Below are 19,439 nucleotides of genomic sequence, written 5' to 3'. Positions count from 1 at the left end.
TAGCACCGCCGCGTTGCACCGACTCGCCGGATTCGGACATCGATGTGGCGCGCCGACCGACAGCCTGAATGGGTGGGCGCTAGTGTCCCTCGCCGTCGCGCAGCGCAGGCAGCAGTGGTGCGATGTCGCCGTCGTTGTCCGCCGGTTCCAGGCCCAGCAGGTGTGCCAGCAGCGGATAGACATCGACGTTGTCGATGGCGGGCAATTGCGCGCCGGCCTTGAATGCCGGACCGCGCGCGATGAACACCGCGCGCATCGACGACAGGACAGGATCGTAACCATGCGATCCGCGCGCGGCTCGCGGCGACCGGCGCGCCACGTCCGTACGCGGAAGCGCATCCCAGCCCTCGTCCATCTGGCACACGATCGGTGGCACGCGTGGATGGTGTCCGTACCGCCAGCGTTCGGGCAGTTGTTCCTTGCGCCAGCATTCGTAATGCGCATGGCGTCCCAGCAGGCGCTTGGCGGCGGCTGATTCATGCCCCGGTTTGGGAGCAATGCCGATGGACTGTCCAATCGACACGACCGTTGCGTCTTCCTCGGGCACCATGTCCTCCACCGCTATCACGCGACCCGGACCGACCGTGGCCATGCCGTGGTCGGACACGATGATCAGGTTGATGCGATCGAGCAGCGCGCGCTGTGCAAGCCCATCGTAGAGATGGCCTATCGCCGAATCGATTTCACCCAGCGTGCGGCGTACCTGCGGCGAATCCGGACCGTGGTCGTGGCCGGCGCGATCGAGCTGCTCCAGGTAGACGGTGATCAGTTTCGGTCGCACGTTCGCAGGCGCGTCCAGCCAGTCGATCACGTCGTCCATGCGTTGCATCGGCGGGACGGTGTCGTCAAAGCCCTTCCAGCGGTTCGGCCGGACACCGCCGATGGAGGCCGCGCTGCCCGGCCAGGCCCAACTGGCGCTGCGCACGCCGTTTTTTTCGGCGGTCACCCAGATCGGTTCACCGCCCCACCAGCGGCCGTCGGCCACGGCATTGCGGTCGGCGGCCTTGAAGCCGCCGATGTCGGGATCGGACATCGTGTTGTGGACGATCCCGTGGCGATCCGGACGCAGGCCGGTGACGAGCGTGTAGTGGTTGGGAAAGGTGAGTGCCGGATAGGACGGCGTCATCCAGCGCGCACGCGCGCCTTCGGCGGCGATCCGGCTCAGGTTCGGGGTGACACCGAGATCGAGGTAATCGGCGCGGAAGGCATCGATCGAAATCATCACCACGCCTTCGGCCGGCGGTGGCTGCGGGATGGTCGCCGCTGACCCGGCGGGCTGCGGAGCGGGGCTCGGGATGGGGCGAGCAGGGGATTGGGCGCATGCGGCGAGGAGGCTGAGGCAGGCGGTCGCAACCGCTGCCCGGAAAGAGATCGATGGCATCGGCCGATCATAACTAGGGAACAAGACGGGGTGACTTTAGTCGCTGGTGCCGCTGCGTCACCTTGCCGATAGTGGCGGCCCTCAGTGAAGGGAGTTTTGCGTCATGCAGCGCAATGCCATGTACCGGAACGCGTTCTTTGCGGGGCTGGCCTTGTGTACGGCATCGGCCGCGATCTGCAACGGTGCGGCTGCCCAGACACCCGCCGCCGAGGCGGTGCCTGTCATGACGCAGGCCGAATGCGAAGTGTGGGCGCGCGAGTTGAGCTTCGCCCAATCGGTGGCCGATCACGACGTCGCCGCGTTCGCTTCGCACCTCGACCAGGACGCCGCGTTCGGTGCCAGCCTGGCCCAGCCCACGCGCGGCCGCGATGCCATTGCCAGACAATGGGCCCCGATCGTGGAAGGCCAGCGGGTGAAGCTGTCCTGGTACCCCACCCGCACCACCATCGGCAGTGACGCCGACGTGGCGTGGTCGAGCGGCCCGGCGTTGTTCGAGAACCCCGACCCGAAAGCACCGCAGCGCTATCGGATGGGGGGGTTCCATTCGGTCTGGCATCGCGGCGCCGATGGCGTCTGGCGGGTGATGTTCGATGACGGCATCGAGCCGGTGCCGGCCACCGACGAGCAGGTTGCCGCGTTCCATGCCGGTCGCCAGGTTACGTGCCCCCAAGGCTGACGAACACGAGGCTGACGACGCCGTAAACGCGGCGGGACCGGCAGATGCCGACGCAGTGGCTTGAGCGTATCGTGGACTGGCGGCATGCCCGCCGTGCCCCGGAGACGACGCCATGACCTCCATGAACAACCGTAGCCGGACCTTGATCGCTGTCTGCTTCGCCGGCCTGCTGGGCGGTGGCGCCGCGATGGCGCAGACCGCACCGACGTCCGCTCAGGACGATGCGGCGCAGGCGCCGGTTGTCGATCAGGCGCAGCCTCGGGAAGCCGTCGCGCAGGCGCCCGCTGTCGATCAGGCGCAGGCGCAGGAAGCCGTCGCGCAGACCGACGCGGCCGACAAGAAGCCTTTCAATCGCAACTGCCTGCGCGAAACCGGGTCGCGCATTCGTGCCATTGACCCCGTGACAGGGAAGCGCACGTGCATCGCAGAACCCGGCAACGCGTACAGCAAGGACGACCTCAACAGCACCGGCCAGGTCGATATCGCCAAGGCACTGAGGCAGTTGGATCCCGCGGTCTCGGTCTCCGGCCACTAAAGAACCTGCGGGCCCGGAGGATGACGTGGATCGCCGCATGACCGCGATTCCGGCGATCGTTCTTCGGTATCTGGGTGGCGCGTTCGCATTGGCGTTGGCTGCTGCGCCGGCTTACGCCCAGCAGGACGTCTCCCCGCCGCCGCCGATCGACGTCAATGCGCCCACGCTGATCATCGAACCGTTGCCGCAACCGCGGTCGCCGGTACGCAGTGCGAGCACGGGAAAAAAGCGCGGTTCCGACAGCGATCAGGTTGGGCGCGATATCGACGCCGCCCGTCGGCGTGTCCAATCCGGTGGCATCGACAATGAGATCCAGGTCCGCGAAGACGCGATGGACCGCGACCGCGTCCGTACCGAGCGCCTGCGCGCCGCGACCGACGATCCGCACGAAGCCGCGCGCCTGCGCCAGGAATACAACCAGCGCCTGGCCGAGCACGAGCGCTGGCGCGACGACAAGGAACGTCAGCGCCAGGACCTGGAGCCGCCTCCGCCCGCGGATGACGATCGCTGAGCCGTCAGGCCATGGCCTCCAGCCCGCGCAACAGTCGCTGCAGCGAGGCCTCGTAGTAGGCGCGAAACGCCGAGTCGTCGAAATTGAAGCGTCCGGCCCGGTACAGCACGATCAACCCGTGCGTGTGGGCCCACAGCGTCATCGTCACGTCCCACACGTCGTCCTGGCGCAGCACGCCGGCACGCATCGCATCCTCGACCGCGTCGGCCACCACGTTGAGCGTGGGCGAGCGGCGAGCGCGGAAATCCTCGGGAAAGCGTCGCGCATCGTTGCGCGCCATCGAGAACGCCTGGTCGAACAGGTGCGGATGGGCGAGGGCATAGTCCAGGTAGATGCGTTGCACCGCGATCAGCCGCTCGCGCACATCACCGCCACGACCGCGCGCATCCCAGTGGCGCACGATGGCGTCGAAGCTGTCGTCGCCGATGCGCTTGAGCAGCGCGTCGCGATTGGGAAAATGGCGGTAGATGGCCATCGGCGTCAGTCCGACCGCGGCGGCGACACGGCGCATGCTGACGCCCTGCGCGCCCTCGCGTTCGAACAGCGTGCGGGCGGCACGCAGGATGCGGTCGGCGGTGGCGGTGGAACGGGGCATGTGTACAGCGTAAACAAAACGGGCTTCGGCACAAGAAAATGGGGTCCGTGAGGCCGTTGCGGGGCGGGAGGAGGATTCAGCGCCCCGATCGCGGCGCGATAATTCCGGGTCACGTCCCCGTAAGCCGACGCGCCGCCGGCGCGTCCGGTCCTGCTGCCTGCCGGAGCTCCCCGATGTCCACCCGCAAAGACCCCTCCCGCGTCATTCGCGCTCCGCGCGGTTCCGAGAAGACCTGCAAGTCGTGGCTGACCGAAGCCGCGTACCGGATGATCCAGAACAACCTCGACGCCGAAGTGGCCGAGAGCCCCACCGACCTGGTCGTCTATGGCGGCATCGGCCGCGCCGCGCGCGATTGGGAAAGCTACGACGCCATCCTCAAGTCGCTGCGCGAACTAGACGACAACGAGACGCTGCTGGTGCAGTCCGGCAAGCCGGTCGGCATCTTCCCGACTCATCCGGATGCGCCGCGCGTGCTGCTGGCCAACTCCAACCTGGTGCCGCACTGGGCGACGTGGGAGCACTTCAACGAGCTCGATAAGAAGGGCCTGATGATGTACGGCCAGATGACCGCCGGCAGCTGGATCTACATCGGCAGCCAGGGCATCGTGCAGGGCACTTACGAGACCTTCGTGGAGATGGGTCGCCAGCACTACGGCGGCGACCTCAAGGGCAAGTGGATACTCACCGCCGGCTTGGGCGGCATGGGCGGCGCGCAGCCGCTGGCCGCTTCGCTCGCGGGCGCGTGCAGCCTCAACATCGAATGCCAGCAGAGCCGCATCGACATGCGCCTGCGCACGCGCTACGTCGACGAGCAGGCCACCGACCTCGACGACGCGCTGGACCGCATCGAGAAATACACCGAAGCCGGCGAAGCCAAGTCGATCGCGCTGCTCGGCAACGCCGCCGAGATCCTGCCGCAGCTGGTCGCGCGCGGCGTGCGCCCGGACGCGGTCACCGACCAGACCAGCGCGCACGATCCGGTGCACGGCTACCTGCCGATCGGCTGGACGGTCGAACAATGGCAGCGCATGCAGACCGAAGATCCGGGCCGCGTGCGCGATGCCGCCAAGCAGTCGATGCGCGTGCACGTCGAGGCGATGCTGGCCTTCGAGGACATGGGCATCCCGGTGTTCGACTACGGCAACAACATCCGCCAGATGGCCAAGGACGAGGGTTGCATCAACGCCTTCGATTTCCCGGGCTTCGTGCCGGCCTACGTGCGACCGCTGTTCTGCCGCGGCGTCGGCCCGTTCCGCTGGGTCGCACTGAGCGGCGATCCGGAAGACATCTACAAGACCGACGCCAAGGTCAAGGAACTGATCCCGGACGACACGCACCTGCACCGCTGGCTCGACATGGCCCGCGAGCGCATCAGCTTCCAGGGCCTGCCGGCGCGCATCTGCTGGGTTGGCCTGGGGCTGCGCCACAAACTCGGCCTGGCGTTCAATGAGATGGTGCGCAATGGTGAGCTGAAGGCGCCGGTGGTGATCGGTCGCGACCACCTCGACAGCGGCTCGGTGGCCTCGCCCAACCGCGAGACCGAGGCGATGAAAGACGGCAGCGACGCCGTGTCCGACTGGCCGCTGCTCAACGCCATGCTCAACGTCGCCGGCGGCGCGACGTGGGTCTCGCTGCACCACGGGGGCGGTGTCGGCATGGGCTATTCGCAACATTCCGGCGTCGTCATCGTCTGCGACGGCAGCGAGGAAGCCGACAAGCGCATCGCCCGCGTGCTGTGGAACGACCCTGCCACCGGCGTCATGCGTCACGCCGATGCGGGCTATGACATCGCCAAGGCGTGCGCGAAGGAACAGGGCTTGAAGTTGCCGATGGTGTGATCGCCCAAGGCGGCTGCAACAGACCGGCTTCAATGGAACGGCCCGGAACTTCCGGGCCGTTTTCGTTCCTGGCGGTCCGGAGCCGGCAGCGGGCGACTTCCAGCGGCCTGCTAGGCTATCGCCACCTCAAAGCCGGAGCGTCACCATGGGCGGTATGGTCATGACCATCGAGATCCAGATGCTGGCCTGGGCCATCGCCCTGGGTGTGCTGCAACTGCTGACGGCGGCGACGTTGTCGTCGCTGCAGCGCGGCGCGAAGTGGGCCGTCCACGCGCGCGACGGTGTCGCGCCGCCGCTCACCGGTGTGGCGGCACGCATGGACCGCGCGTTTGGCAACTTCATGGAGACCTTTCCGTTCTTTGCCGCTGCAGTGCTTGCCGTGCTGGTCAGCGACCAGAGCAATGCGACCAGCGCGCTGGGAGCGCAGTTGTACTTCTGGGCGCGCGTTGCCTATTTGCCGCTGTATGCGGCGGGCATCCCGTATCTGCGCACGCTGGTGTGGACGGTCTCGTTGATCGGCCTGGTGATGGTGCTGGCGGCATTGTTCTGAGCCGACGCATTGGGGCGCGCGGGCCTTACCGGTTTCGGCGTTTCAACTCCCAGCACGCTGCAGTGTCGTGATCCGCCCGGAACACGGCCGCGCGTAAGCTGCGGCTTCGTCACGTCGAGTTCCGTCACGTCGAGGCCTGCCATGAGACAAGCCCGCTACACCCGGCGCGGTCCCGTCCCGCACGACGTCATCGAAGCCGTCGAGTTCACGCTGCCACCGCCCGAAGCCGGCCAGGTGCTGGTCGAGGTGATGGCCGCGCCGATCAACCCCTCTGACGTCCTCACGCTCACCGGCCAGTACGGTTCCTTGCCGCCACTGCCGGCGGTGGGCGGCAACGAGGGCGTCGGGCGCGTCGTTGAAGCGGGCCCTCGCGTCACCGGGTTGAAGCCCGGGCAGAGCGTGTTGCTGCCGGTCGGGAGCGGCACCTGGACCACGCACATGCTGGCCGACGCGAAGGCGCTGGTGGCGTTGCCGGAAGGCGCCGACTTCCAGCAACTGAGCATGCTGTCGATCAACCCGCCCACCGCGGCCCTGCTTCTGCGCGACTTCGTCGAGCTGCAGCCGGGCGAGTGGGTCGTGCAGAACGCCGCCAACTCCGCGGTCGGCGGTTACCTGGTGCAGTTGGCCAAGGCGCGCGGCTTGCGCACGGTCAACGTGGTGCGGCGAGAAAGTGCACGCGCCCCGGTGGAAGCGCTCGGCGGCGACGTCGTGCTGCTGGATGGCGACGACCTCGCCGCGCGCGTGCGCGAAGCGACAGGCGGTGCGCGGATTGCCCTGGCCGTCGATGCCGTAGGCGGCATGGCCACCGAGCACCTGGCGCAGGCGTTGACGCCGGGAGGCACGGTGGTGAACTACGGCGCGATGGGAGGTGAGGCCTGCGCCTTGTCGCCGGCATCGCTGATCTTTCGCGACATCCGCCTGCGTGGATTCTGGCTGGCGCGCTGGTTCCGGGAGGCCAACGCAGAGGCGCGCGGCCGGCTGTTTGCGGAGCTGGTTTCGCTGATCGCCTCGGGCCGGTTGCGCGCCCACGTGCAGGCCACCTACGGCATCGACGAGATCAGGCAGGCAGTAGCCGCCGCCGCGTCCGGCGAGAGATCCGGAAAGATCCTGGTGCTGCCCAACGGGTAGGCGACGTACGTGGCGGTGCTGTCATCCGCCTGACATCGGAACGTCGCAAAGTTGAAAGTCAGGTAGTGACGATCAGGAACACCGGATGAAAAAGATGATCGGGTGGGCGCTGGCCCTGTTGCTGGCGCCGTGATACCGGGCGAAACGATCATGGCCTGCGGTATCGCGCAGACGAACAACGGTCTGTCGCCAGCTGACCGCTGCGCAATGAGTGCAATGCGAGCATGGTCACGCTTCGCATTCACGGCGACATCATCGCAACGCGCGTTCCGGTAACGTGTCGGCCGGCCACAAGAGAGCGGTGGGCGGGATGCGAACCCCGCCAGCCTTAACACTCCGCTCTTGAGCTGGCGATGTGGACGCAGCACGTCAGCCAGCGCCGGGAACATTTCCTGACGCGCTGAATGCGCCGCCTTCACGCCGCCACTGCGCACCGGCTGCCAGCCTGCCCGCGAGCCCCGTGTCGGGCCCGGGCGTAAGAGTGAACCCGAAATGAGGAGCGTTGCCATGGTGCTGCCGATGCGAACCGCATGGCGTGTGCTGACAGGGATGATGCTGGCGGCGGTCATCGCCGCTTGCGGCGGTGGCGGGGGAGGCGACGGTGGCGGCTCCACACCGCCCATGGGCAACCGGGCCCCGACCATCACGTCCTCGGGCGCGGTGTCGGTGCCGGAGGAGACCGCGGGTGCCTTCCACACCGTGACGGCCAGCGATCCGGACGGCAATACGTTGACCTTCTCGCTACGGGGCGGCACCGACGAGGCACAGTTCCGCATCACCTCCGCGGGAGGGCTGTCGTTCGTGACTCCGCCGGATTTCGAAGCGCCGGCCGACGCCAATCGCGACAACGTCTATATCGTGGTGGTGAACGTCAGCGATGGCAGTTCCAACGTGATGCAGACGATTTCGGTGACGGTGACGGACGTGGTCGCCAGTGGGTTCCGTGTGCGGCGCGTGGCGACGGGGCTCGACCAACCGGTCTTCCTGGCGCCGGTGCCAGATGGCACGGGCCGGGTGTTCGTCGTCGAACTGCCCGGTCGCATACGGATCATGACGCCGTCCACCGGAGCGACAGCGCCAACGCTATTCCTCGACGTCAGTGGAGAGGTCTCCATCGACGGCGAGCGCGGCCTGCTCGGCTTCGCGACCGCCCCGGACTTCAATACCAGCGGCCGGTTCTTCGTGTACCTCACCATTCGCGACGGCACCATCGAGGTACGGCAGTACCGCACACTGGCGACGGACCGCAATCGCGCCGACCCGGCCACCGCGGACGCAATCCTGCGCATCCCCCATTCGACGTTCAACAACCACAATGGTGGCTGGATCGGCTTCGGTCCGGGCGACAACCTGCTCTACATTGCCGTGGGCGACGGCGGTGGCAGCGGCGACCCCAACAACAACGCACAGAACACCAACTCGCTGCTCGGCAAGATCCTGCGCATCGATCCGGCCAGCGACGCCTTCCCCTCGGATCCGACGCGTGACTATGCGATCCCCGCAGGCAATCCGTTCGCGGCCGGCGGCGGCGCGCCGGAAGTGTGGGCCTATGGCCTGCGCAACCCGTTCCGCAACAGCTTCGACCCGCAGACCGGCAACCTGTTTATCGGCGACGTCGGCCAGAACGCGGTGGAGGAGATCGACCTGATGCGTCCGGGCGACGCCGGCGCCAATTTCGGCTGGCCGATCCTGGAGGGCACCGCCCCGTTCCGCGGCGGCTCGACGGCGGGACTGACGCCGCCGGTGGCGGAATATCGCCATGGCAGCGGCGACAGGCAGGGCAATACGGTGATCGGTGGACACGTGTTCACCGGGCTGGTCGATTCGCTGCGCGGCCTCTACATCTTCGCCGACTTCGTCACGCCCAATGTCTGGTCCGTGCCGGTCTCCCGGCTGACCGTCGGTACGACGCTTCCGGCCTCGGAATTCACCGTGCGCAATGCCGACTTCGCCCCGGGCGCGGGTGCGTTCACCAACATCGTCAGTTTCGGCGTCGATTCGACCAACAATCTTTATCTGGTGGATCTGGACGGCGAGATCTTCGTGATCGAGCGGGCGGCGAGCAATACACCGACCGCCGCGTCGTTCCGTGCGACACCACTCCAGGTTCTGGAGCGGGCGGCGCGTGGGGCGAGGAAGGAGAACCGGCGGCAATAGTCGATGGAGTGCCTGTCTTGTTAAGCGCGGGTACGGCCGTATTGGCCCGCGCGCTGCGTCTCAGTCCATGCGACCGCCGCACCGACAATGACGCCATGCACTACACCCCCGACCAGCTCCACGCCGAACTCGCCCGATTCAATGCCTCCCTCCGCCTGGTATCACGCCGGGCCGGGCGCGGGCTTGACTACGATTTCGAGCGCACGCTCGATGCCCACCGCCGCACGCTGAGCGACATGCTCGGGCCCGATGGCACTCCGGTGGTGATGGACACCATCGCCGCCGCCAAGAGTGCGCTGACCGCGGCCGAGCCCTTCCACGACCTGCAGGCGATGGCACGCGCGCAGGACACGCTGGGCCGGCTGGTCCGGCGCTGGGCGATGCGGATGGCCGGGTAGACCGGCAGCCAACCTTTGGCATCACTCCTCGCGTATTGCGGCGAAGGAATGAAACGGGCGGCCGCCGAGGCGGCCAGCCCGGTCCGGACGATCAGAGGTCGACCATCGTCTTGAAGCCGCCCCAGAACATGCGCTTGCCATCGAACGGCAGCGCCTTGGGATCGGCCATCGCGGCCAGGCGCGGATCGGCCATCGCCTTCTTGTTGACGCGGTCGCGCTGCGCGCGCGACTTGTAGACGATCCAGGCGAAGATCACGGTCTCGTCGGCCTTGAGCTTGACCGACTGCGGGAACGAGGTGAGCTTGCCGGACTGCACGTCGTCGGCGATGCACTCGCGATACTCCAGCGCGCCGTGCTCGCGCCAGACCTGCCCGGCCTTGCGCGCCATGCGCCTGTACGCGGCCAGGTTTTTCTTCGGAACGGGCAATACGAAACCGTCGACGTAGCTCATGGGAATCTCCTGTGGGAACGCAAAGGCGGGAAGCAGGCTCGATTCCACCGAATCCACTTCCTCATGAACAGCGTCGAACGAAGGGGACGCCATTCGACACGGGCAGGTCGTCCGTGTTGTCCCCGCATCCGCGTTCATATCACCAAGGCGGCTCGCTCCGTGCGAATGCCTCGTGTCGGGCCATGGGTCCGCGCCTGTGGGCAGGCGTGGACACATGGTTCCCGACGCGGATCGTCGCCATGTTCATCCCATGTTGGCTTCGCCCGGGGTGCGGCCGCCTACACTGATCCGCGGGCGTCTATCGATCCAACGGGCGCCTGCCTCCTTTTGGTCGTCGGTGTGGTGCATGGTGAAGCGGTGGATTCTGATGGCGGCGTGCCTGGCGTGCCTGTTGGGCTGCGGCAAGAATGCGCCGGAAACGCAAACGGCCAATAACGTCGAGCCCACACCCGCCATGGAAGCCAGCGGCGCGGTCAGCGCGCGGCCGGTCAAGGACGTCAGGCCGACCCCGGCGGACGTGCTCAGCGGCACCAACTGGCCGGCCGCGGAGGTCGCTTCAGGCAAAGCCTGGATCAGCTGCGAGCACGACGTCGGGGCAGGCGATGGCACGCCCGTTCAATCGCTTGATTTCTTCAGCGTGGTCGACGTCATGACGCCTTGCCGCGAGCCGGGCACGATCAGGGTGCGTTACCGCGGCAAGATCGCGGCGGACTTCACCGCGCTGGTCGAGCGCATGTCGGCCATGGCCGACCGCATGGAGATCAAACGCCGCATCCTCGACATCGATTCCTCCGGCGGTCGTGTCGAGGACGCGATACGCGCGGGCGACGCCATCGGCAACGCGGGCTGGACGCTCTGGGTGCGCGAGGACGCGGTCTGCCACAGCGCCTGCGTGCTGATCCTGGCGTCTGGCGACGACCGGCTGATCTCGGGCAAGGTGGGCATCCACCGGATGGTGCGCATCGGCTCCAAGGCCAGCAACCGCGCCGAGCTGAGCAGCGAATTGCGCGACGTGCACGAATCGATGAAGGAATACCTGGAGCGCAATGGCGCATCGGTCGCGGTCGCCGACCTGATGATGACGGTGCCCAACCGCCAGTTGCGCATCCTGACGGTGGACGAGCTCAAGGAGTTTGGCCTCGACGGCGCCAATGCCGCGCAGGACGACCTGGAGCGGATTCGCCTGGCCAGGAGGTGCGGCGAGGATTTCCCCGCGCGCATGGATGCCTTCGCAATCGCCTTCGACAGCGAATGCAAGGCCGAAGGTCGCGCGCTGGAGGAGGTCAAGGAATGCGGGCTGGCGTTGCAGCCGCGTTTCGGCTTCCCGGACGGCAAGTGCGTCGCGGAAGGTCCGATGTCCGATTACCAGTGACGGCGTTCGAACGCGGACTTACCTGACCCGGATCTCGACGCCTTCGGCTTGGACCACCTGTCCGGCGTGGATCTTGCAGGTCTTGCGCAGTTCGACGACGCCATCGACCTTGACCGCGCCGGCGGCCACGATCGCCTTGCCAGCGCCGCCGCTATCGCACAGCCCGACCAGCTTCAACAGCTGGTTGAGCTCGACGTACTCACGGTCCAGTTCGAAGTCGATCGGTTGCATGGGGACGAGTGAGCGCAGGACGGGGCGACAGGGTCTCAGGCACGTGATCGCCTTGCAACCGGACTCAACTCGCGTTGTCAGCGACTGCCCCGGTCACGCATAGCGCCCGCTTGCGCTCCGGCGTGAGCTGCTTGATGGCGTACTCGGCACGCAACGCGGCGGCCCGGTCGGCGTATTCGAAACGCGCCATCAACCGTACCGGCGGATGCGAGCGGGTATAGCGCGCACCCTTGCCGGCCACGTGCTGTGCATAGCGCCGCTCCACGTCGGTGGCGATGCCGGTGTAGAGGCTGCCATCGCGGCATTCGAGCAGATAGACGTACCAGGCGGTCATGGATGAATCGTGCCTGTCCAACGCGGCGGCGGTCCAGTCTCACCAGCGCACGAGGCCGTGCGGAACTGGGGCCCAGTTCGCACATTACCTTCGACCATACGTGTACGCATGTGGTCGCCGCGCCCCCACAATGCACTTGTCCCCCCAGTGATGCGCCCTTGAATACGACTGCCGATACAAAATCCGCCACCCACCTTCGTCAACTGTGCGCGCGTTTCGCCAAGCCGCACCTGGGCCGTGCGGTCTGGCAGTTGATCAATACGCTGGTTCCCTTCATCGCCACCTGGGCGCTGATGGCGTGGAGCGTCATCGGGCAATGGGGCTACGGCTGGACGCTGCTGCTGGCACTGCCGGCGGCGGGGCTGTACGTGCGGCTGTTCATCATCCAGCACGATTGCGGACACGGTTCGTTCTTCGCCAGCGCGCGCGCCAACAATCTGGTGGGACGCTGCCTTGGACTGGTCACGCTGTTCCCTTACGGCTACTGGAAGAAGACCCACGCCGTGCATCACGGCACGTCGGGCAACCTCGACCGGCGCGAGATGGGCGACATCGAGACCTTGACCGTCAGCGAGTACCGCGCACGTTCGTGGGTCGGTCGCCTGTTCTACCGCTTCTACCGCAGCACGCCGGTGCTGCTGGCCATCGGCCCGACGTATCAGTTCGTCATCAAGCACCGGTTTCCGTTCGACCTGCCGTTCTCGTGGAAGAAGGAATGGGCCAGCGTGTGGCTCAACAACCTGGCGTTGGCGGCGGCGTTCGTTGCGCTGGGCTTTGCCATCGGCTGGCATACCACGCTGCTGGTGCACCTGCCGATCGTGCTGATTGCCGGTGCCGCCGGCGTCTGGCTGTTCTACGTCCAGCACACCTTCGAGGACGCCTACTGGGCGCGCAAGGACGATTGGGACTCCAGCCAGTCCGCGGTCGCCGGCAGCTCGTTCTACGACCTGCCGCGCGTGCTGCACTGGTTCACCGGCAACATCGGCTACCACCACATCCATCACCTGGCCAGCCGCGTTCCCAACTACCGGTTGCGCGAGGCCTTCGAGTCGAGCCCGCTGCTGCAGGCCGCGCCGCGCCTGACCTTGTGGTCCAGCCTGAAGAGTGCGCGATTGAAACTGTGGTGCGAGGAAACCAGGCGCATGGTCGGGTTTAAGCACGCGCGGGCCTGATAGCGCCCCATCGCCGGAAGAAAAAAGCGGGCCCGGGCCCGCTTTTTTTTATGTTGCTGGTGTCGTGGTGCTGTTCCAGCGCGGGTCTGGATAAGACATCAGTCGCGGCATTGCGGCCGCTGCGGCGCACACGTGTGCGCCGCGTACGGGACAAGGCCGACGGCTACCGGTTGATGATTGGCGGGTCGCACTGGATCGTGCAGTTGCCGTTGCCGGTGTCGGTCACGATGACGTTGTATTCGGCGGTCTCGACGTGGCTGTTGGCGTCGATGATCGTGCCTGCGCGACCGCTGTTCCCGCTCCAGCTGAGCTGGTTATTGGTGTCGTTGAAGAAGTTGTGACCGCTGATCTGGTAACGCTGGTCGGCGATCAGCTGCACGAGGGCGGTATCGCGGCCTTGGCCCGTGGTCTGTTCCAGACCGCCGGCGCCATCGTCGCCACCGGTGTAGCAGTAGCCGTAGATCTGGCCGTTGGAGGCGGTGACGTTGTGCCAGCCGGGGTCGCTGGAGCCGGCGAGGCGGATGTCGAGATTGATGTTGGGGGTGTTGGGCATGGTCGTGACTCCTCTTCGGGGGAATGGCCGCTCTGGCCGGGACGTGGGCGCAAAGCCCGACGGACTCAGGGGCTGGGGGATGTGGGCCTTTGCGCGGCGATCCGGCCGGCCTCCGGGAATGGCCGCAGCGGGACGTAGCCTGCGACGGTGAGACGTTGTTGGTGCGGCGCTGCCTCGGCGGCGCGTTCGAGGTGCAGCAGGGTTCGCACCAGGGGATCGAGCCGTTCGAATGGCAACGCGTCGCGTACGTCCGTCGTCAGCACTTGTTCGGCCCGTTGCCAATCCGCCCGTGCCGCCGCGTCATCTCCGGCCGCCTGCGCGCCCTCTCCGGCCAGGATCCGGTTGTTTGCCAGCACCAGGCGCAGGACTTCGTTCGGACCGTTCTTCCAGGCCGGTTCCAACAGCGTCAATGCTTCGGCGGCATGCGTTTGCGCCCCACGACTGTCGCCCTGTGCCAGTGCAAGCTGGGCTTGCAGGTTGCGCGCCATGACCAGCCAGCGCAGCACGCGCTCGTTCTCGGGCTCGGCTGCCCGCGCCCTGGTCAGTATGGTGGCGGCCTCGTCCGCAAGTTGGATGGCCGTCGCGATGTCGGAGGTGGCACTCAACTGGGCTTGCCACCAGCGACAGATCGCAGGTGGCGTCTGCCACAGGTTGTTGGCCGGATCCTGCCTGGCCAAGGCGTCCGCGGACTTGGTCGCCGCAAGGACATTGGTGAGGGCCTGGCTGCGTCGGCCGCGCTGGACCTGCGCCTCCACCAGCAAATACAAGGCGTTGATGCGCAGATCCTGCCACTTGGCGTTCGCCGGTTCCGCCGCGAGATTGCTCTCCATCCCGGTGAGTTGTTCGGTGAAGAACGCTTCCGCGTCCACGAGCTTGCCTTGGCGGGCGGATAGGGTGCCCAGCCAGGAAGCGACGTTCGAGGCCTCGAAGCGCAGTGCCGTGTCATGCGGGTGCTGAGGGGTCCAGGTGCGGTACAGCGCCAGCTCTTCGCGAAACGCGCGCTCGGCTTCCGGGTAGCGCCCGAGCCGCTCGTCGAGCACCGCCAGGTTGTGGTGGCCGTAGGCGACTTCGCGTTGCCAGCCGAAGTTCTTGTGATCCATCGCCGCCAGCCTGATCGAACTGTCCCGATACTTGCGTAACCAGACACCCGCTTCGTCGTAGCGTCCCTGTTCCAGTGCGACCATCCCGATCCAGCACTCGGCCTGGGCCAGGTCGAACAGGCGCTGGCCGTTGTCCGGCGCGCGCTGGTGCAGTGCGGTGCTGCGCGCGTGCGCCTCGCGGAACGCCCCCATCGCAGCGTCGTGCTTGCCTTCACTCAGACGCACCTGGCCGATGCCGGTCAGCGTGCGCGCCTGTTCCTCCAGCGCGCGGTCGCTGAGGTCGCGCGGGTCGAGCGTGGCGAAGTAGGCCATGGCCTTGTCGTCGACCGCGCGCATCAGGTCGAGCCGGCCGACGGTGTCCAGCTTCTTGCGCAGGTCGCCGAGCATGAAGCCGAGAATGTCTTCGGCCTGTGCCTGCCGGCGCTGGGCATCGATGCGCGCGACCCAGGCGGTCACCGCCAGGCCGAGGGCGATGGCCATGCCCAGCACCGAGGTCGCCGCCACGACCGCCCACCTGCGTTGGCGGCGCTGCGCTTCGCGCTGGGCAAGGCGGTCGTAGCCGACGCCGAGCAGGCCGGCGACCAGCTTGAGGAAGGCGCGTTCGCGGCCGTCGCCTTCGCGGCGTGCGTCGGCGGCCAGCGGCTCTCGCAACGTGCCCTGGGCATCGGGCTCCAGCAATGCCGGCGGGAAACATCGCAGCGCGGGATCTGCGCTGCCTGGCACGCCCCCCACCACGAAGCACAACACCCGATCGCCGCGACCCGAGTTCTGGAATGCCTCGACTTCGGCATTGACCCAGCGCGACTGTGCAGCCGCCGGCGAGCAGATCACGATGAGCGTGTCGGAATCGGTCAGTGATGCGCGGATCGTTGCGCCCAGGTCGCCGGCCGTGGGCAACTCCTCGCGGTCGCGGAAGAACGTCCCCAGACGCCGCTCAATGACCCCGTTGGTTCCCTGCGTGCCCACCAGCCGCGATGGCACGCGGTACGTTTCCAGGCGGCGCAACAGCCAGCGCGCCCAGGCGCTGTCGGCATGGCTGTAGCTGAGGAATGCGCGGAATCGCATGCAGGGCCCCCGATGGCGAGGAATCAAACGCTTGCAGGGAGAGCCGACGGACAGGCGTGGAGGCGGGGCGGTGGGTGATGCCCCGGGTGATGCACGATGGCCGGACGGTCAAAGTCGCGAGTGCTCCAGTTGCCGCTCGCGGTGCATGAGGGTCCACTCGGCATGCTCGGCCAATGCGGCCTCGCCGAGCGTGCGCAGTACCTGGCGCTTTTCGGCGAGGTCACTGCAGCCGCTCAGGCGTCGCCGCGCCGCGCCGAAGATGCGCTGCATGAAGCGGTATTGCTTGATCAGTTCCTTGTCGGCCTTCTTGTAAGCGTAGGCCTCGTGCACGGCCGCCGCGACCGACAGGATGCCCATCGTCGAAACCAGCACGTGCTGCTCATGCGTTCCCAGGCGGCGCGCGAAGATCGCCAGCAGCACGCTGATTCCGATGCCGGCCCACAGGCAGGCCAGTCCCAGCATTTTGGCGCGGTGGTGCAGCCGTGCACGGCGCGCGGAGGTGGTCGAGAAGTATCGCAACTGGCCGCCACTGTCGGGCGTGCCGATCCAGTCGCGGATCACCGCCTCGACCTGGGAAGGCCCGGCCTGGGCGGGTATGCGCAGGCCATCCAGGCTTGCGCCGCGCATCACGTTGCGGATCCAGCCCAGTTCCACATCCTGCTTCTGCAGGAAACTGTCGTGGGCAAAAGCAGGCGAGTTGAGATCGACGATGCCGGCCCGACGCCAGTACGACTGCACGCGCAGGCCTTCGGCCAGTGCCCGGTAATCCAGGTGCTTGCGCTGCCACTCGCGCCGCCGCGCCAGCATCACCACGCCCATGCCGGCCAGGAAGAACACCAGGAACAGGTTGATGACGACGGCGTGCGCGCTGATGTGGGTGTAGGTGAAGAATGCGAACCCCATCGCCGCTGCCAGCAGGTAGACGATGCGCAGCACGTGCCCGACGCGGCGCTGGTAAGTGCGCGCCATCCAGTCGGTGGCGACGAACAGCGATTCGATCGGACACGGGCCGGGATCGGGATCGCGTGCGGACTCCAGCTCGAAATCGGCGAGGATCGCCGCCGAATATCGCAGCACGTCGGCGTTGAACTCGGCCTGGTGCCGGAACATCAGGTCGAACGCCGGCGGCAGCAGGTCGTGGGCGACGATGTCCTCGTCGGCGGTCAGCCAGCGGCCCGGTACGCAAACGCCTTCGGCGGCATCCTCGCGGTTGGCCTGCAGGTGATACACCAGGGTGTCCTCGTCCAGTCCCAGTCGCGCCAGCGCGACGCGGCGGCGTCGGTCGATCTGGCCCGGCACCGACCCCTGCAGGTGGAAACGCACGATCTGCGCAGTGCCGCCGAGCTTTTCCGAATCGCGACCGTCCCACAGCGCCAGCAGGATGTGGCAGTGGCTGGAGATGAAGATCCCGGCCTGCGCGTATTGCTGGTCGCGCGGCAATCCGTGCTGCGCGATGGCGTCATGGTGGCTGTCGTGCCGCAGCGGAAGCACCAGCATCTCGACCTGCTGCAACTGGCGTTCGAACACGGCACGACTGGCGTCGTCGAAATCGTCGCGATACAACTCGACCGGCAGGGGCAGCGGCGCGATCACGCGCAGGCCGAGGTCGAGCGCCACCTGCGCCGCGAGCTGGTCGCCGCCCTCGGCCAGCGACGACAGCAGCACCACCGGCAACTCCGGATAGCGCCGTTGCAGCTCGAGCAGGAAGTCGCGCACCTGCGCCTGCAATGCCGGGATTTCCGCCTCGCGGAGCTTGCGATGGCCGGTGACCCCCACCACCAGCGTGGCCAGCTCGATCTGGTCGTTGCGATCGGACATGTGCTCCCGAACGGCAGTGCGGCAGGAATGCCGCTTACCCGCAAGGGCGAACGCGGGGGCAGGCGGGCGCAGGCCATGTCCGTGGTCGCCGTCATTGGGTGCGGCGCGGGCTTTTGACGCCTCCTTGCTGTCCTGACCGATCGGTGGAGCCCGCGCTCGGCCGGATGCTGCGATCATGGGCGCATGACCGAACTTCTCCCCGACTGCTTCTCCAACCTGGCCCTGACCCCCGCGCTGATGCAGGGCGTGCAGGCGCTGGGCTATACCCAGATGACGCCGGTCCAAGCCCACAGCCTGCCGGCGATCCTCGACGGACGCGACCTGATCGCGCAGGCGCCGACCGGCAGCGGCAAGACTGCGGCCTTCGGCCTGGGGCTGTTGCACCGGCTGGATGCGGCGGTGGGCGGCACCCAGGCGCTGGTGCTGTGCCCGACCCGCGAACTGGCCGACCAGGTCGGCAAGCAGCTGCGCAAGCTGGCCTTCGCCATTCCCAACCTGAAGCTGTCGATCCTGTGCGGCGGCATGCCGCTGGGCCCGCAACTGGCGTCGCTGGAACACGCTCCCCACGTCGTGGTCGGCACGCCGGGTCGCATCCAGGAATTGCTGCGCAAGCGCGCGCTGGACTTCTCGGGCCTGCGCACGCTGGTGTTCGACGAGGCCGATCGCATGCTCGACATGGGCTTCGAGGAACCCATCCGCGAGATCGTCGGCAAGACGCCGAAATCGCGCCAGGGCCTGCTGTTCTCGGCGACGTTCCCGGATGCGGTGCGCGCGATCAGTCGCGGCATGCTGCGCGATCCGGTCGAGGTGACGGTGGAGGGTGGCGAGCGCCACGCGGCGATCGAGCAGCGCTTCTACGAGATCGACGCGCCGCGCAAGACGCCCCTGCTGGCGGCGCTGCTGCTGCAGGAGCGACCGGAGTCGTGCGTGGTGTTCTGCAACATGCGCCGCGATGTCGACGAGGTGGCCGGGTCACTGGCGCACTACGGCTTCACCGCGCTGGCGCTGCACGGCGACATGGAACAGCGCGACCGCGACGAGGTGCTGGTGCGCTTCGCCAACCGCAGTTGCAGCGTGCTGGTGGCCAGCGACGTCGCCGCGCGCGGACTCGACGTCAAGGAACTGGCGATGGTGGTGAATTACGACCTGCCCAGCGACGCCGACACCTACGTGCACCGCATCGGCCGCACCGGCCGCGCCGGTGCCGACGGCCTCGCGCTGAGCCTGTCCACGCCACGCGAAGTCGGGCGTGCCAGCGCCATCGAGGAGCGCCAGGGCGCGCCGCTGCAGTGGTTCAAGGCGACGCCATTGTCCGGCAAGGCCAACAACGTGCCGCCCGCGGCGATGACCACGCTGCGCATTGATGCTGGTCGGAGCGACAAGTTGCGGCCGGGCGACATCCTCGGCGCATTGACCGGCGAGGCGGGATTGAAGGCCGATGCGATCGGCAAGATCGACGTGTTCGCCACGCGCGCCTATGTCGCGGTCGCACGCGGCCAGGCGGCGCAGGCGCTGGCGCGGCTGCGCGAGGGGAAGATCAAGGGAAGGAAGTTCCGGGTGAGCCGGCTGTAATT

At 67.3% G+C, this 19,439-nt stretch carries 19 protein-coding genes; 11 read left to right on the top strand and 8 right to left on the bottom strand.

Annotation, left to right across the window (positions count from 1 at the left end; genetic code table 11):
- Window positions 1-79: 79 nt before the first annotated feature.
- On the bottom strand, window positions 80-1,381 hold the full coding sequence (locus J2X06_RS09750) for an alkaline phosphatase family protein (protein WP_310061640.1): 1,302 nt from the start codon (window positions 1,379-1,381) through the stop codon (window positions 80-82).
- 103 nt (window positions 1,382-1,484) lie between these two features.
- Between J2X06_RS09750 and J2X06_RS09745 the strand changes: the two genes are divergently transcribed.
- The 3 genes from J2X06_RS09745 to J2X06_RS09735 all read left to right on the top strand — a co-directional run bounded on the left by J2X06_RS09745 (window position 1,485) and on the right by J2X06_RS09735 (window position 3,103).
- Complete coding sequence (locus J2X06_RS09745) at window positions 1,485-2,057, top strand: YybH family protein (RefSeq protein ID WP_310061637.1); 573 nt, start codon at window positions 1,485-1,487, stop codon at window positions 2,055-2,057.
- 112 nt (window positions 2,058-2,169) lie between these two features.
- Entirely contained in the window at window positions 2,170-2,592 is a 423-nt protein-coding gene (locus J2X06_RS09740) for a hypothetical protein (protein WP_310061634.1), read from the top strand.
- Between the two features lie 37 nt (window positions 2,593-2,629).
- Window positions 2,630-3,103, top strand: coding sequence for a hypothetical protein (locus J2X06_RS09735; RefSeq protein WP_310061631.1), 474 nt, complete (start codon window positions 2,630-2,632; stop codon window positions 3,101-3,103).
- Window positions 3,104-3,107: 4 nt separating this feature from the next.
- On the opposite strand, the gene J2X06_RS09730 is transcribed toward J2X06_RS09735, so the two are convergent.
- Window positions 3,108-3,698: a TetR/AcrR family transcriptional regulator gene (locus J2X06_RS09730; protein WP_310061629.1), complete on the bottom strand. Its 591-nt coding sequence runs from the start codon at window positions 3,696-3,698 to the stop codon at window positions 3,108-3,110.
- 173 nt (window positions 3,699-3,871) lie between these two features.
- On the opposite strand from J2X06_RS09730, the gene hutU reads away from it, so the two are divergent.
- The 5 genes from hutU (at window position 3,872) to J2X06_RS09705 (ending at window position 9,769) form a co-directional block, all read left to right on the top strand.
- Window positions 3,872-5,536 (top strand): urocanate hydratase, encoded by a 1,665-nt coding sequence (gene hutU / locus J2X06_RS09725; protein ID WP_310061626.1) that lies wholly within the window; start codon window positions 3,872-3,874, stop codon window positions 5,534-5,536.
- Between the two features lie 154 nt (window positions 5,537-5,690).
- Complete coding sequence (locus tag J2X06_RS09720; RefSeq protein WP_310063581.1) at window positions 5,691-6,086, top strand: MAPEG family protein; 396 nt, start codon at window positions 5,691-5,693, stop codon at window positions 6,084-6,086.
- Between the two features lie 141 nt (window positions 6,087-6,227).
- Window positions 6,228-7,214: a zinc-dependent alcohol dehydrogenase family protein gene (locus J2X06_RS09715; RefSeq protein ID WP_310061623.1), complete on the top strand. Its 987-nt coding sequence runs from the start codon at window positions 6,228-6,230 to the stop codon at window positions 7,212-7,214.
- Window positions 7,215-7,721: 507 nt separating this feature from the next.
- Window positions 7,722-9,371 (top strand): PQQ-dependent sugar dehydrogenase, encoded by a 1,650-nt coding sequence (locus tag J2X06_RS09710; protein WP_310061620.1) that lies wholly within the window; start codon window positions 7,722-7,724, stop codon window positions 9,369-9,371.
- A 95-nt stretch (window positions 9,372-9,466) separates the two neighbouring features.
- The gene (locus J2X06_RS09705; protein ID WP_310061618.1) at window positions 9,467-9,769 is read left to right on the top strand and encodes a hypothetical protein; all 303 of its coding nucleotides are present in this window, start codon (window positions 9,467-9,469) and stop codon (window positions 9,767-9,769) included.
- A gap of 91 nt (window positions 9,770-9,860) precedes the next feature.
- Here the strand turns inward: J2X06_RS09705 and J2X06_RS09700 are convergent, their stop codons facing one another.
- On the bottom strand, window positions 9,861-10,220 hold the full coding sequence (locus tag J2X06_RS09700; RefSeq protein WP_310061615.1) for a DUF1428 domain-containing protein: 360 nt from the start codon (window positions 10,218-10,220) through the stop codon (window positions 9,861-9,863).
- A gap of 349 nt (window positions 10,221-10,569) precedes the next feature.
- On the opposite strand from J2X06_RS09700, the gene J2X06_RS09695 reads away from it, so the two are divergent.
- The gene (locus J2X06_RS09695; protein ID WP_310061614.1) at window positions 10,570-11,592 is read left to right on the top strand and encodes a hypothetical protein; all 1,023 of its coding nucleotides are present in this window, start codon (window positions 10,570-10,572) and stop codon (window positions 11,590-11,592) included.
- A gap of 18 nt (window positions 11,593-11,610) precedes the next feature.
- Here J2X06_RS09695 and J2X06_RS09690 read toward each other — a convergent pair whose 3' ends face one another.
- Window positions 11,611-11,823, bottom strand: coding sequence for an RNA-binding S4 domain-containing protein (locus J2X06_RS09690; protein ID WP_310061612.1), 213 nt, complete (start codon window positions 11,821-11,823; stop codon window positions 11,611-11,613).
- 64 nt (window positions 11,824-11,887) lie between these two features.
- Window positions 11,888-12,157, bottom strand: a complete 270-nt coding sequence (locus tag J2X06_RS09685) for a GIY-YIG nuclease family protein (RefSeq protein ID WP_310061610.1) — start codon at window positions 12,155-12,157, stop codon at window positions 11,888-11,890.
- Window positions 12,158-12,315: 158 nt separating this feature from the next.
- On the opposite strand from J2X06_RS09685, the gene J2X06_RS09680 reads away from it, so the two are divergent.
- Window positions 12,316-13,329, top strand: coding sequence for a fatty acid desaturase (locus J2X06_RS09680; RefSeq protein ID WP_310061608.1), 1,014 nt, complete (start codon window positions 12,316-12,318; stop codon window positions 13,327-13,329).
- A gap of 163 nt (window positions 13,330-13,492) precedes the next feature.
- On the opposite strand, the gene J2X06_RS09675 is transcribed toward J2X06_RS09680, so the two are convergent.
- The 3 genes from J2X06_RS09675 to J2X06_RS09665 all read right to left on the bottom strand — a co-directional run bounded on the left by J2X06_RS09675 (window position 13,493) and on the right by J2X06_RS09665 (window position 17,865).
- The gene (locus J2X06_RS09675) at window positions 13,493-13,882 is read right to left on the bottom strand and encodes a hypothetical protein (RefSeq protein WP_310061606.1); all 390 of its coding nucleotides are present in this window, start codon (window positions 13,880-13,882) and stop codon (window positions 13,493-13,495) included.
- 65 nt (window positions 13,883-13,947) lie between these two features.
- The gene (locus J2X06_RS09670) at window positions 13,948-16,047 is read right to left on the bottom strand and encodes a toll/interleukin-1 receptor domain-containing protein (protein WP_310061604.1); all 2,100 of its coding nucleotides are present in this window, start codon (window positions 16,045-16,047) and stop codon (window positions 13,948-13,950) included.
- Between the two features lie 108 nt (window positions 16,048-16,155).
- Window positions 16,156-17,865: a hypothetical protein gene (locus J2X06_RS09665; protein WP_310061602.1), complete on the bottom strand. Its 1,710-nt coding sequence runs from the start codon at window positions 17,863-17,865 to the stop codon at window positions 16,156-16,158.
- A gap of 183 nt (window positions 17,866-18,048) precedes the next feature.
- On the opposite strand from J2X06_RS09665, the gene dbpA reads away from it, so the two are divergent.
- Window positions 18,049-19,437 carry an ATP-dependent RNA helicase DbpA gene (gene dbpA, locus J2X06_RS09660; RefSeq protein ID WP_310061600.1) on the top strand — a complete coding sequence of 463 codons (1,389 nt, stop codon included), beginning with the start codon at window positions 18,049-18,051 and terminating at the stop codon, window positions 19,435-19,437.
- The last annotated feature ends 2 nt before the right edge of the window (window positions 19,438-19,439 follow it).

Source organism: Lysobacter niastensis (assembly GCF_031457115.1).
Classification (GTDB): Bacteria; Pseudomonadota; Gammaproteobacteria; order Xanthomonadales; family Xanthomonadaceae; genus Lysobacter_J; species Lysobacter_J niastensis_A.
Note: the sequence above shows the minus strand (reverse complement) of the source record. Positions and strands in the feature narration are given on the sequence as shown.

Excerpts from the sequence above, each read along its gene's own strand:
- J2X06_RS09710 (WP_310061620.1), top strand. The coding sequence starts at position 7,722 with ATGGTGCTGCCGATGCGAACCGCATGGCGTGTGCTGACAGGGATGATG.
- hutU (WP_310061626.1), top strand. The coding sequence starts at position 3,872 with ATGTCCACCCGCAAAGACCCCTCCCGCGTCATTCGCGCTCCGCGCGGT.
- J2X06_RS09665 (WP_310061602.1), bottom strand. The coding sequence starts at position 17,865 with ATGTCCGATCGCAACGACCAGATCGAGCTGGCCACGCTGGTGGTGGGG.
- J2X06_RS09750 (WP_310061640.1), bottom strand. The coding sequence starts at position 1,381 with ATGCCATCGATCTCTTTCCGGGCAGCGGTTGCGACCGCCTGCCTCAGC.
- J2X06_RS09705 (WP_310061618.1), top strand. The coding sequence starts at position 9,467 with ATGCACTACACCCCCGACCAGCTCCACGCCGAACTCGCCCGATTCAAT.
- J2X06_RS09675 (WP_310061606.1), bottom strand. The coding sequence starts at position 13,882 with ATGCCCAACACCCCCAACATCAATCTCGACATCCGCCTCGCCGGCTCC.
- J2X06_RS09735 (WP_310061631.1), top strand. The coding sequence starts at position 2,630 with ATGACCGCGATTCCGGCGATCGTTCTTCGGTATCTGGGTGGCGCGTTC.
- J2X06_RS09690 (WP_310061612.1), bottom strand. The coding sequence starts at position 11,823 with ATGCAACCGATCGACTTCGAACTGGACCGTGAGTACGTCGAGCTCAAC.
- J2X06_RS09670 (WP_310061604.1), bottom strand. The coding sequence starts at position 16,047 with ATGCGATTCCGCGCATTCCTCAGCTACAGCCATGCCGACAGCGCCTGG.
- J2X06_RS09740 (WP_310061634.1), top strand. The coding sequence starts at position 2,170 with ATGACCTCCATGAACAACCGTAGCCGGACCTTGATCGCTGTCTGCTTC.
- J2X06_RS09730 (WP_310061629.1), bottom strand. The coding sequence starts at position 3,698 with ATGCCCCGTTCCACCGCCACCGCCGACCGCATCCTGCGTGCCGCCCGC.
- J2X06_RS09745 (WP_310061637.1), top strand. The coding sequence starts at position 1,485 with ATGCAGCGCAATGCCATGTACCGGAACGCGTTCTTTGCGGGGCTGGCC.
- J2X06_RS09715 (WP_310061623.1), top strand. The coding sequence starts at position 6,228 with ATGAGACAAGCCCGCTACACCCGGCGCGGTCCCGTCCCGCACGACGTC.
- dbpA (WP_310061600.1), top strand. The coding sequence starts at position 18,049 with ATGACCGAACTTCTCCCCGACTGCTTCTCCAACCTGGCCCTGACCCCC.
- J2X06_RS09720 (WP_310063581.1), top strand. The coding sequence starts at position 5,691 with ATGGTCATGACCATCGAGATCCAGATGCTGGCCTGGGCCATCGCCCTG.
- J2X06_RS09700 (WP_310061615.1), bottom strand. The coding sequence starts at position 10,220 with ATGAGCTACGTCGACGGTTTCGTATTGCCCGTTCCGAAGAAAAACCTG.
- J2X06_RS09685 (WP_310061610.1), bottom strand. The coding sequence starts at position 12,157 with ATGACCGCCTGGTACGTCTATCTGCTCGAATGCCGCGATGGCAGCCTC.